This is a genomic window from Pelolinea submarina (assembly GCF_003966975.1).
Lineage (GTDB): Bacteria > Chloroflexota > Anaerolineae > Anaerolineales > Anaerolineaceae > Pelolinea > Pelolinea submarina.
Window position 1 is genome coordinate 87,688 of the sequence record NZ_AP018437.1, and the last position, 11,251, is coordinate 98,938.

The 11,251-nt window shown below is 52.3% G+C and carries 12 protein-coding genes; 7 read left to right on the top strand and 5 right to left on the bottom strand.

Going from position 1 to position 11,251, the window contains the following annotated elements; translation table 11 throughout:
• Positions 1-73: 73 nt before the first annotated feature.
• From hrcA to prmA, 5 genes are all read left to right on the top strand, one after another.
• Complete coding sequence (gene hrcA, locus Pelsub_RS00440) at positions 74-1,102, top strand: heat-inducible transcriptional repressor HrcA (protein ID WP_116225111.1); 1,029 nt, start codon at positions 74-76, stop codon at positions 1,100-1,102.
• A gap of 16 nt (positions 1,103-1,118) precedes the next feature.
• Complete coding sequence (locus Pelsub_RS00445; RefSeq protein WP_116225112.1) at positions 1,119-1,706, top strand: nucleotide exchange factor GrpE; 588 nt, start codon at positions 1,119-1,121, stop codon at positions 1,704-1,706.
• A gap of 9 nt (positions 1,707-1,715) precedes the next feature.
• On the top strand, positions 1,716-3,623 hold the full coding sequence (gene dnaK, locus Pelsub_RS00450) for a molecular chaperone DnaK (RefSeq protein WP_116225113.1): 1,908 nt from the start codon (positions 1,716-1,718) through the stop codon (positions 3,621-3,623).
• A 93-nt stretch (positions 3,624-3,716) separates the two neighbouring features.
• A complete protein-coding gene (gene dnaJ, locus Pelsub_RS00455; RefSeq protein WP_116225114.1) occupies positions 3,717-4,847 on the top strand; it encodes a molecular chaperone DnaJ in 1,131 nt (376 codons plus the stop codon).
• On the top strand, positions 4,840-5,763 hold the full coding sequence (gene prmA / locus Pelsub_RS00460; protein ID WP_116225115.1) for a 50S ribosomal protein L11 methyltransferase: 924 nt from the start codon (positions 4,840-4,842) through the stop codon (positions 5,761-5,763). Before dnaJ ends, prmA begins: the two co-directional genes overlap by 8 nt.
• 46 nt (positions 5,764-5,809) lie before the next feature.
• Here the strand turns inward: prmA and Pelsub_RS00465 are convergent, their stop codons facing one another.
• Positions 5,810-6,211, bottom strand: coding sequence for an OsmC family protein (locus tag Pelsub_RS00465; protein WP_116225116.1), 402 nt, complete (start codon positions 6,209-6,211; stop codon positions 5,810-5,812).
• Between the two features lie 301 nt (positions 6,212-6,512).
• Positions 6,513-7,253, bottom strand: coding sequence for an FRG domain-containing protein (locus Pelsub_RS00470; protein WP_116225117.1), 741 nt, complete (start codon positions 7,251-7,253; stop codon positions 6,513-6,515).
• A 110-nt stretch (positions 7,254-7,363) separates the two neighbouring features.
• Here Pelsub_RS00470 and lexA point away from each other — a divergent pair, with 110 nt between their 5' ends.
• Positions 7,364-8,092: a transcriptional repressor LexA gene (gene lexA, locus Pelsub_RS00475; protein WP_116225118.1), complete on the top strand. Its 729-nt coding sequence runs from the start codon at positions 7,364-7,366 to the stop codon at positions 8,090-8,092.
• Between the two features lie 105 nt (positions 8,093-8,197).
• Here lexA and Pelsub_RS00480 read toward each other — a convergent pair whose 3' ends face one another.
• Both Pelsub_RS00480 and Pelsub_RS00485 read right to left on the bottom strand, forming a co-directional pair.
• Positions 8,198-9,022, bottom strand: coding sequence for an SDR family NAD(P)-dependent oxidoreductase (locus Pelsub_RS00480; protein ID WP_116225119.1), 825 nt, complete (start codon positions 9,020-9,022; stop codon positions 8,198-8,200).
• 12 nt (positions 9,023-9,034) lie between these two features.
• Entirely contained in the window at positions 9,035-10,003 is a 969-nt protein-coding gene (locus tag Pelsub_RS00485) for a LysM peptidoglycan-binding domain-containing protein (protein WP_116225120.1), read from the bottom strand.
• A gap of 86 nt (positions 10,004-10,089) precedes the next feature.
• Here Pelsub_RS00485 and Pelsub_RS00490 point away from each other — a divergent pair, with 86 nt between their 5' ends.
• A complete protein-coding gene (locus tag Pelsub_RS00490) occupies positions 10,090-10,743 on the top strand; it encodes a C39 family peptidase (protein WP_116225121.1) in 654 nt (217 codons plus the stop codon).
• Here Pelsub_RS00490 and Pelsub_RS00495 read toward each other — a convergent pair.
• Positions 10,730-11,251: a flavin reductase family protein gene (locus Pelsub_RS00495; protein ID WP_158674910.1), complete on the bottom strand. Its 522-nt coding sequence runs from the start codon at positions 11,249-11,251 to the stop codon at positions 10,730-10,732. The genes Pelsub_RS00490 and Pelsub_RS00495 overlap by 14 nt on opposite strands.

Genomic DNA, 11,251 nt, shown 5'->3' on the forward strand with positions numbered 1-11,251 from the left:
GTGATATATGCGCATGGTATTATCATCTACAGAGTTTTAGCACTCTCGCTGTTAGAGTGCTAAATTGGTGAAAATGAAAGAATTAAGCGCAAGACAAAAACGGATCCTTTCGCTGATCGTGCACGAGTACATCTACTCGGCTGACACGGTGGCTTCAAAGCACCTGGTTGAAAAATACAACCTGGACATGAGCTCCGCTACCGTGCGCAACGAGATGTCCGCGCTGACCGATGAAGGCTACCTCAAGCAGCCCCACACCTCCGCCGGCCGTGTGCCGACCGAGGCCGGTTATCGCTATTTTGTCGGGCAGCTTATGCAGGATACGTCTCTGCCGGAAGCCATGCGCCGCACCATCAACCACCAATTCTCGCAGATGCACAACGATATGAAGCAGTGGTTGGAGCTGGCCGCGACCGTGCTGGCCAACGAAACCCACGCCGCCTCGCTGATCACGGCGCCCCAGCCGGTGGAAGCACGCATCAAGCACATTCAGTTGATCGCAACCCACGGCCGGCAGGCATTAGCCGTTCTGGTCATGGAAGGCGGCCAGATTCACCAGCATATTCTGACATTGGAAGAACCGGTCAGTCAGGAACAATTGTCCATTCTGTCCACGAAATTCAGCCAGATTTTCGCCGGAAAGAATTTGCATGCGCTCAGCCAATATCACGGGACAATGTCGCAGTTGGAAAAAATTGTGATGGCCTGGATGGAAGATGAACTGGTGCGTTCGGATCGACTGCCGACCGGTGAAATTTACATGGACGGCATCACCAACATGCTGGCCGAACCGGAGTTTTCGGATTCGGAAGAAGCGCGTAAGGCGCTGCGTTTGCTGGAAGAACGCTCGCTGCTGCAAGACCTGTTATCTCAAACAGCGCTGCCGGATACCATTGGCGGCGTGCAGGTACTGATCGGCGGCGAGGGCAATTGGAACGACCTGCGGCAGTGCTCGGTGATCCTGTCCAGATACGGTTCACCCGGAATTGCCACCGGCACATTGGGTGTTTTAGGCCCCATGCGTATGGCATACGGGCGCTCCATCTCGATGGTGAGATTTCTCTCAGGAATTCTGAGCGACTTTATTGTTGAACAATGGTAAGCGAGGCATTGTAATTATGGCAGATGAGAAAAAGAAAGAAAAGAAATTGAATAAAGAAAATGAACCCATTCAGGAATCAACTACCGAATCCGGCGAAAACGCCGGCGCGGAAAGCGAAACTGTAACCATCCCTCTGAAGGATTATGCCGCACAGTTGGAAGAGCTGGACGACATGCGCCAGAAGGTGGATGAATTCAGCGACGGCTGGCAGCGCGAACGCGCAGAATTTGCCAATTACCGCAAACGCGTTGACCGCGATCGGGAAATGGAAAGACAAAACAGCAAAATCGACGTCATCAAGAAATATCTGGCCGTGAACGACGATTTTGAACGCGCATTGAAAAACATTCCCCAGGAAAGCGTGCAAGCTGCCTGGCTGGAAGGATTGAAATTGATCGAGCAGAAATTGAAAAACCTGCTGGATGGGGAAGGCATTGCGCCCATCCCCGCTGAAAACAAAGCTTTTGATCCGGTTCTGCATGAAGCTATCTCTCATGAAGAGAATCCGGATTTTGAGAGCGGACAAATTATCGAAGTAGTCCAAAAGGGCTACACCATCGGCGACAGGGTTATTCGCCCTGCGCTGGTGAGAGTCGCAAAATAGGAGGCACTCATGTCTAAAATAATTGGTATTGATTTAGGAACTACAAACTCAGTCGTGGCCGTGATGTCTGGCGGCGAACCGACTGTTATCTCAACGGCGGAAGGAGAACGGCTGTGCCCCTCAGTGGTCGCCATCAATAAAAACGGCGAACGCGTTGTGGGCCGAACGGCGCGCAACCAGGCCATTGTGAACGCGGAGAATACCATTTTCTCCATCAAGCGTTTCATGGGCCGCAAATTCGACGATCCCGAAGTGCAGCGCACCATCAGCCGCGTGCCCTACAAGGTCACCAAAGCGGCCAACGGCGACGTACGCGTGGTCATGGACGGCAAAGAATATTCTCCGCCGGAAGTATCCGCAATGATCCTCAGCAAACTGAAGAAGGATGCTGAAGTTTATTTGGGCGAAACCGTAACGCAAGCCGTCATCACCGTGCCGGCATACTTCAACGACGCCCAGCGCAACGCCACCAAAGACGCAGGCAAGATTGCCGGTTTGGAAGTGCTGCGCATCATCAACGAACCGACCGCGTCCTCATTGGCTTACGGTCTGGACAAGAAGAAAAACGAGACCATCGCAGTCTATGACTTGGGCGGCGGCACCTTTGATGTTTCCATCCTGGAAGTCGGCGACGGCGTGTTCCAGGTGAAATCCACATCCGGCGACACCTTCCTGGGCGGCGATGACTACGATCAGCGCATCATGGATTTCCTGATCGACACCTTCAACAAAGAACAGGGCATGGACCTGCATAAGGACCGCCAGGCGCTGCAGCGTTTGAAGGAAGCCGCGGAAAAGGCCAAGATTGAACTTTCCACCGTAATGGAAACCGAAATCAACCTGCCTTACCTGACGGCAGACGCCAGCGGCCCGAAACATTTGGTCGTGCGCCTCAGCCGCGCCAAACTGGAACAGCTGACCAACGACCTGACCGAAAAGACCATCCAGCCCGTGCGCCAGGCTTTGAAAGACGCCGGTTTGAAAACCACAGACATCAATGAAGTGGTCATGGTCGGCGGTATGACCCGTATGCCGGCTGTGAACGAAGTTGTGCGCAAGGAATTCGGAAAGGATCCTCACAAGGGTGTCAACCCGGATGAGGTAGTCGCCATCGGCGCTGCCATCCAGGCCGGCGTGCTCGGCGGCGATGTCAAAGACATCCTGCTGCTGGACGTGACCCCGCTGACCCTGTCCATCGAAACCTTGGGCGGCGTGGCGACTCCTTTGATCGAGCGCAACACCACCGTTCCGACCCGCAAGAGCCAGATCTTCTCCACCGCTGGCGACAACCAGACCCAGGTTGAGATCAACGTGCTGCAGGGCGAACGCCCCATGGCAGCCGATAACAAATCACTGGGCAAATTCATCCTGGACGGCATTCCGCCGGCGCCTCGCGGCGTACCGCAGGTGGAAGTGACCTTCGATATCGATGCCAATGGCATCATCAACGTGACCGCGGCCGACAAGGCCACCGGGCGCAGCCAGAAGATCACCATCACCGCTTCCTCCGGCCTGAACGACCAGGAAATCGAACGCATGAAGAAAGAAGCGGAAGAACACGCTGAAGAAGACAAGAAGCGCAAAGAGTTGATTGAAGTGCGCAACAATGCCGACAGCGCCGTGTACACCGCCGAAAAGACCTTGCGCGACCTGGGCGACAAGATCGAAGAGAGCCTGAAGACGGAAATCAACGATCAGGTCAATAAGGTACGCGAAGCTATGGCCACGGAAGATGTGGCGGCCATCCGCGCAGAAAGCGACAAACTGGGCCAGGTGATCCAAAAGATCGGCGCCAGTATGTACCAGCAGCCGGGTAGCGATCAGAGCGCAGGCCCCTCGGCCGGCGGCGATGAAGGCCCCAGCGGCAGTTCCGATGACGGCGAGGATGTTGTTGACGGCGAATTCAAGAACGTCTAAAACTACGTTCGTATATAATTAGCTTCTGAAAAAACAGAGGCGTCAGGATGACAGTAATGCCTCCTAACGCCTCTTTATTGATTAGTGGAGACTATGCAAAAACGCGATTATTACGAAGTATTGGGCGTAAGCCGAACCGTCAGCCAGGAAGAGATCAAGGTCGCTTTCCGCAAATTGGCACGCCAATATCACCCTGATGTTAATAAATCCCCGGATGCCGAGGAGAAGTTCAAGGAAATCAACGAAGCCTTTATGGTGCTTTCTGACACGGAAAAACGTTCAATCTACGACCGTTACGGACACGAAGGGCTGCGTTCCACCGGCGGCATGCCGGATTGGAACACGGTTGACCCTTTCGAAATTTTCGAGCAGTTTTTCGGCGGCATGGGCGGCATGGGTGGTTTCAGCAGCAGCCGCACGCGGCGTAATTCCCCCAGGCGCGGAGAAGACCTGTTCTATTCCGTCACCCTGGAATTCGAAGAAGCCGCCAGCGGGCTGGACCGTGAAATGGAAATTACGCGCGACGAAGTCTGCGAACGCTGCAACGGCAGCGGCGCCGAACCGGGCACCAGTCCGGTTACCTGCGGTACCTGCCAGGGACGCGGCGAAATCCGCCAAATGCGCCAGACTTTCCTGGGCTCGATGGTCCAGGTAACCACCTGTCCGGATTGCGGCGGCAGCGGCCGGGTAATCTCGGATCGCTGCAAGACATGCGGCGGACGCGGTGTTGAACGCAAATCCATCAAAAAGACAATTCCCATTCCCGCCGGTGTGGATAACGGCACGCAGATCCGCTTGTCCGGTGAAGGACAGCCCGGCACGAACGGCGGGCCGCGCGGCAACCTTTATATAGAAATAAAGGTCAAAGCCCATAAATTCTTCCGCAGGCGCAACGACGATGTGCTGCTGGATATGAATATCAATATCGCTCAGGCCGCATTGGGCGCCGAAGTGAAGGTACCCACGCTGGAAGGCGATGAAAAGCTGGTTATCCCGCCCGGTACACAACCCGGTAAAGTCTTCAAACTGAGACATAAAGGCATTCCGCACCTGCGCACCAGCGGCAAAGGCGATCAGCTGGTGGTCATCAACGTGGAAATTCCCAGCCGTCTGACCAGTGAACAGCGCGAATTATTTGAAAAATTGGCCAAGACACTGGGCAGTGAAGTACTCCCCCAGGAACGCAGTTTCCTGGATATGTTAAAGGATGTGTTAGGTGGATAAAGCCAGTTGGATTGAAGCATCATTAGTGGTCACGCCCGAACAAGCCGAAGCGGTTGCCGAGGTAATCGGGCGTTTTACACGAGAAGGGGTGGTAATTGAACAGGCTGCCCTTCCGGATAACCGTGAAGAACAAAACCTGTTGGAAGACCACGTGCGCGTTTATGGATATTTCTTTGAAGATCACTCCGTTGAACAGCGTAAACAGAGTCTGGAAGAAGCGCTGTGGCATCTGGGCCAGATCCAGCCCCTGCCGCCGGTGGAATACCGCCGCATCCAACAAGAAAACTGGATGGCGGCTTGGAAGGATCAATATAAGCCGCTGCAAATCGGGAAACGCATGATGATCATACCGGCCTGGGTCGAGAACAAATACCCGGACAAGCTGCCCATTCTGATCAACCCCGGCATGGCTTTCGGCACCGGCACCCACCCCACCACCCAGCTCTGCCTGGAATTTCTTGAAGATTATTTAAAGCCCGGCCAGATTGTTTTTGATATCGGCTGCGGGTCAGGCATCCTTTCAATCGGCGCAATTCGCCTGGGCGCGGAACGAGTGATCGCGGTGGATATCGATTCGGCTTCGGTAGCTTCCACGCAGGAAAACTACGCTTTGAATAAACTGGACACGCCTATTGAGGTGGCTCAAGGTTCGTCTGACCTCATCCAGGAAGGCCACTTCGGCCTGCTGCAGGCGCCGGTGGTTGTCGCCAATATATTGGCCTCGGTAATCTGCAACCTGATCGAAGACGGCCTGACCGATTTGGTGGAACCGGGCGGTCTGTTGATCTTATCCGGAATTCTAGACCATCAAGCCGACAGCATACTCAATAAAGCCGCTGAATACGGCATGAGTCTGGTGGAGAAACGCGGCATCGAAGATTGGGTTTCTCTGTGCCTGCGGAAAGACACGAAATAACTGACTACCGAATAGAAAAAAAGGCGCTGTGAGCGCCTTTTTTTATTTACTCGATAACACATTCCCAGGTAATCTTGGCTACCCCGCGTACGGTGGCTGACACAGAACAATACTTGCTTTCTGAAAGCTCGATAGCCTTCTCGGCTATTTCGCGGGTGACACCCTCCCCGGACAGGATATATTTCAGATGGATCTTTTCGTATGGCCAGGGCGGATCGGCGGCCTGTTCTCCGCTAACCTGCACTTCCAGTTTTTGTAAATCGACCTTGCGTTTTTCCAGGATGGACACTACATCGTAAGAACTACAGGTCGCCAGAGCCACCAACAGCAACTCGGACGCTTTCATACCCACGCCTTCCCCGGGGGAAGACATTAGCACGGCATGTTTGGTGGAGTCCACTCCGATAAAAGTCCTTCCGCCTGTCCAGCGCACATTTGCTTCAGCCATGATTGCACCTCCTTGTATGTGGGTTTATTGTAACGAGTAATTTTGTTTTATAGTGGAAATTTATAGGGTTTTTACAATATTGCTTCAGAAAATAAATTTCAGAGATAATCAAAAGTCAAATTTTCTCTTGGTTGGCTAGTTAGAAGTTCGTTTTTCTATGTATTCTGATTGGAGCAAAAAAATATGCATTTACAGCTAAAGAGACAAAAGGAGATTTTTTATAAACTCATTCTCAAAACAATTAATTCTTAATAGTATTCGTTGAAGATTTTGTTTTATTCTTTATAAAAAATATTAGTTATTAGTTTACTTTGACAATTTTCTTTAAATAGCTCGACAATCTATCGAGATCTGGGAAGAGGTTTGATTCTCTTATTCCTAACAGGTCTATTTGTTCATAAATTTTCGCTTTAGATTCTTTTTTAATTCTTATTCTTCTTAGGTAATTATCTTTATCAGGAAGATCTTCTAGAGCAATACCATTCCCATGAATTGTAAATACTGACATCTGATTCAACATTCGAGGATTTATCTCATTTGGATAGACACTGTATATTTTCTCGTAATCATCGACACTTGCATCAAAAGCAGGAATAGCAAATCTATTTGCTATTTTTGAAATTGGAGAAAATACTACTTCTGCTCCAAATTGTGATTTGTCTAGGAGGTAAGGATTTAGAACTGAAATCGACCCATCAAAATTATTACAATCCTGTTGTTCTACAGCGAAGAAACACGCAATAAGTGGTGACTCAGTCCAATCAAGTAATCTCGTGGGTAGACCATGGTGTCTCATTAGAAACAACCAATTAAGAAAATCCTCCTGATTTGGGACATTCAAACATCTTGAAGGCGCTCGTGCCATAAACCGTACATTTAGATTACTTTCGGAAATGCAATTGTTTCCTGTCCGCGATATTGAAGGTTGTAATTTCCAATTAATATTACCTTGCCCTCGCCACCAAATTTCACCACGAAATTCTTTTCTGATTTCCAATACAAATTGGATAAGATCTTTAATATCTGTAATTATTTCTATCATTGTTATTTATCCCCAATATCATTCTACTACCTCATTGAAACTTGACACAGAACTAATGTTCGTGTATAGTATAGTACAAATGTCCCATAATCAAAGGACAGGAGGCAGCAATGGCACGTAGAAGCGAAGGGTTAAGCAAAAGACATCAAAAGATCCTGAAGTTCCTGTATCAATTCCAGGAGGATAACGGCTATTCCCCATCCATCCGTGAGATCGGTGAGAGCATCAACGTGCAATCCACCTCCCTGGTGGATTACTACCTCAAACAACTTGAGGAAATGGGGTATATCTCGCGCGAACAGCACATTTCGCGCAGCATCTGCCTGCTGAAGCCGGTAGAAGGGGAATCCTCTGTCATCGACAAATTGGCCGAAGGCATTCGCAACGCCAGCGCGGCGGTGGACGAACTGCTCAGCATTCCCATCATGGGGCGCATTGTGGCCAGCGAGCCGCTGCCCATGCCCACCAGCGATGTCGGCTATTTCGATTCCGAAAGCAGCATCGAAATCGCGCGCAGCCTGCTGCCCGCACGCGAGAAAACCGATGATCTGTTCGCCCTGGAAGTGCACGGCGATTCCATGATCGACGCCATGGTCAACGACGGCGATATTGTCATCATGAAACGCGCCCAGCAAGCCCAGAACGGCGAAATGGTGGCCGTGTGGCTGGACGACAAAGACGAGACCACCCTGAAGTATTTCTACAAGGAAGCCAAAGGCGTACGCCTGCAGCCCGCCAACCCCAACATGGGCCCCATCTATGTGGATAACCCGGCCGCCCTGCGCATTATGGGCAAGGTCGTCATGGTCATCCGCCAGATGCGCAGCGTAGCCGCCTGACACAAAATTCAACTTAACAAAAAAGAAGAGGGTTCCCTGACCTAGTCGATCGCGCAGCATCCCCTAGGGGGAAGGGACCCTCTTCTTTTATTTCATTGGTGTGCTTCAATCTATATATTTCGCAGTCAGCGCTTCAGAAATATCCCAGAATCTTTTGCGGTTCTGCGGGTCCCCTGCCAGATCGGAAATGGGTTTTTCCACCTTATGGCTGAAATATTTGCCGGTAACGCCTTCCACTTCCGGTTCCGTTGCCAGATACACAGAAGTTTGCGCGCCTTCCTCCACACTGGCGCCCTGCATGTTATAGCTCATGCGCAGCAGCTTGGTTTCGATCACGCCCGGATGCAGCGTGTTGACAGTCACACGGCTGCCCGCCAAGCGATCGGCAAGCTCATTCATGGTGCAGACGCTGGCCAGTTTGGAGAGGGCGTAAGCATCAAATTCATCGTAGGATTTCTCACCCTGCAGGTTCTGCCAATCAATAACCTTCAGGTTGCGATGCGCGCCGGAAGCCACGGTCACCACGCGCGCGGGCGCGCTTTCTTTTAGCAGGTCAAGCAATAAATTGGTCAACAGGAACGAGGCCAAATGGTTGACCACGAAGGTCATCTCCAAACCATCGGCGTTCAACTCATGTCCCTTGAAGAAAGAACCGGCATTGTTAACCAACACATGCAGTTGGGATTGTTCACGCTTGATCTCGTCCGCCATACGGCGCACATCCGCCAGCGAAGAGAAATCCGCCACGTAGAGCGCCAGTTTTTCATTGCAGGTCTCGCGATTCAATTCGTCCAGCACACGGATACCTTTTTCCTTGCTGCGTCCATGAATCAGAACATGCGCGCCCATGCGCGCCAAATCCAGCGCTGTTTGGCGGCCAATGCCGTCGGTCGCACCGGTAACTAAAATCGTCTTATCTTTCACATCCATGATTTTTCCACCTCATTTTTCGCTCAGGATTGCTTCAGCGCGCACATCCACTTGCTGGATGTCGCGGCTGTTCGAATACACATACACCTTAATAGCCTGGCCTTCTTCTCCTTCGGTCACAGGCTTATACTCCAGGCGCCTTACACCGACAATCCGGCCGTCCGCATCATAGGCAACCAGCGCCACCCAAATACTGCCGATACCGCTGTCCGCCGCCTGCACCGGAATGACCGCGCTGACGCGGGCGGACTGTCCGGCGGGGTCAACCGAATTTACCTTGATTTCCAGCGGGGTATAACCCGGGTCAGTTGTATCCACCGGCAGGGCAGTCTTGAGTGTTGCGCTCATGCTGTAATCCGAAGGGATCTCCGGAGAAAAGTATGCCACAACCGGCAGGCTTTCGTTAGGAGCCAGCAAGTTCAGCAACGGCGGCACAGCCTGCTCAGTGACCGTATCCCCGGCATTGTTCTTCAAAGCAAAAGTCACAGTGATTCCGGTAGCGCTTTCCGTCAGGGGATTGCTGACCAGGGCCAGGCACCACAAACCGCCCTCAGCGGTTGGGGTACAGTCCGGGGTGCTCAACGTTAAAGCCAGCGGCGCGCTGATGACACTGACACTTTCGCCCTCATCTTCCGCCGCAGTCTTGATATAAGGTATCAAAATTTCTGTTCCCACTGAAAGGGCTTTGGGCGTGATTTGCGGATTGATGGCCAAAATTTCGTTGACCTCCAACCCGTAGGTCAGCGCCAAAGACGAGATGGTCTCGTTGGAACCCAGCACATGCACAAATGGCGTGGGGGTCAGGGTAGGTTCGGGCGTGGCTTCCTGTGTGGCCGTCTCCGTCGGGACTATTTGTCCCGATGGCGAGAGGGTTACATAGGGCGTCAATACGGATTGAGGCTGCGCAGCCTGCGTGGGAAAGATATTGCAGGCTGAAAGCAGTAACACGGGAATCCAGATTATTTTCAGCGGTTTCATCATCGGCAATTATAACTGTCCTGGATTCGCGTAAAAAATAGAAAAATATTAAAATAAAAGCTGATATATACTGTTTAGCAACGAGAAAAATGGGCAGCGAAACCAACTCACAAAAAGATGTCAGCAGTCTGAGCAACTGGGCAGCCGAGCGCCAGTTCCTGGGGCGCTTTTACCTGTCCCAGGGCTTTCGTGATGAGCAGCAGCACACCACCAACGACTGCGGGCCTACCAGCCTGGCCGTGGTACTCAACCTGCTGTTATTTCAGGCTAATCTCAACTCACGCCCGCTGGATAAGGACAGCGTCATCACAGACGCCCGCCTGGGCTTCTGGCAGCGCCTGCCGTTGTGGGTCCCCAATGTGGGCGGCGCAACACCGCCCTGGGGCATGGTGACGGCTTTCAACCGCCTGGCCGCGGAATTCAAGCTGGATTGGCGCGCCGAACGGCACAGCCACGCACGGCGCGCGCACGTGATTGAACATCTAATGACCGGCAAACCGGTCACCGCCCTGAAGATCTGGGCCAACGGCGGCGCGCACTGGATCAACCTGGTACGCTACGCTTCCGATAAAGACCGTTTATATTACCTGGACCCCAATCCCTACCTGGAGCATTTATCGCCCGAAAAACGGCTGCAGTCGCAGAGCTGGGCCGAGTTCGAGGCGGATTGGAGCCGCAAAAGCTGGTGGTCGCGCCTGTTCGGCATCCAATGCGAGATCATCATTTACACTAAAACGATTTGATCTTTCCCTTGCAAGCCGAATCATTAATAATGTCCACATACGCGCGGTTATGATAAACCAGCGGGCAGCGGTATTCACCTAATTTCCCATCCACCACTTTTCCAATAATCAATGACGAACCCGGCAGCGGGACTATCTGGAACACTTCACAGTCCAGCCAGGCCAGCGCGTCCGGCAGCAGCGGGACGCCGCCTTTAAGCGTGAAGGTCTGCAAGCCCGCGAAGCGGTCTTCCACACGCCGGCCAAAACCGGCGAAAATTTCTGAAAGGTCGTGTTGGTCATACGCCAGCATGGAGACGCCGAATTTGCCGCTCTGTTCGATCATCATGCGGGTCGCGTTTTCCCCGGTCAGGTTGAATAACACCAAAGGCGGGTCGAGCGAGACCGAAGCGAAAGAGCTGATCGTCGTTCCGGAGCGTTCGCCCTGATAGCTGCTGGTAACCACACCCACACCCGAAGTCCAGTTGCGCATGACCATTTTCAAGGTTTCATTGTTGACTGCATCCAT

Bases quoted from the DNA above. Each gene is read 5' to 3' on its own strand.
- dnaK (WP_116225113.1), top strand. From the start codon at position 1,716: ATGTCTAAAATAATTGGTATTGATTTAGGAACTACAAACTCAGTCGTG.
- hrcA (WP_116225111.1), top strand. From the start codon at position 74: ATGAAAGAATTAAGCGCAAGACAAAAACGGATCCTTTCGCTGATCGTG.
- Pelsub_RS00490 (WP_116225121.1), top strand. From the start codon at position 10,090: ATGGGCAGCGAAACCAACTCACAAAAAGATGTCAGCAGTCTGAGCAAC.
- Pelsub_RS00445 (WP_116225112.1), top strand. From the start codon at position 1,119: ATGGCAGATGAGAAAAAGAAAGAAAAGAAATTGAATAAAGAAAATGAA.
- Pelsub_RS00465 (WP_116225116.1), bottom strand. From the start codon at position 6,211: ATGGCTGAAGCAAATGTGCGCTGGACAGGCGGAAGGACTTTTATCGGA.
- lexA (WP_116225118.1), top strand. From the start codon at position 7,364: ATGGCACGTAGAAGCGAAGGGTTAAGCAAAAGACATCAAAAGATCCTG.
- Pelsub_RS00495 (WP_158674910.1), bottom strand. From the start codon at position 11,251: ATGGATGCAGTCAACAATGAAACCTTGAAAATGGTCATGCGCAACTGG.
- Pelsub_RS00485 (WP_116225120.1), bottom strand. From the start codon at position 10,003: ATGATGAAACCGCTGAAAATAATCTGGATTCCCGTGTTACTGCTTTCA.
- Pelsub_RS00480 (WP_116225119.1), bottom strand. From the start codon at position 9,022: ATGGATGTGAAAGATAAGACGATTTTAGTTACCGGTGCGACCGACGGC.
- dnaJ (WP_116225114.1), top strand. From the start codon at position 3,717: ATGCAAAAACGCGATTATTACGAAGTATTGGGCGTAAGCCGAACCGTC.
- Pelsub_RS00470 (WP_116225117.1), bottom strand. From the start codon at position 7,253: ATGATAGAAATAATTACAGATATTAAAGATCTTATCCAATTTGTATTG.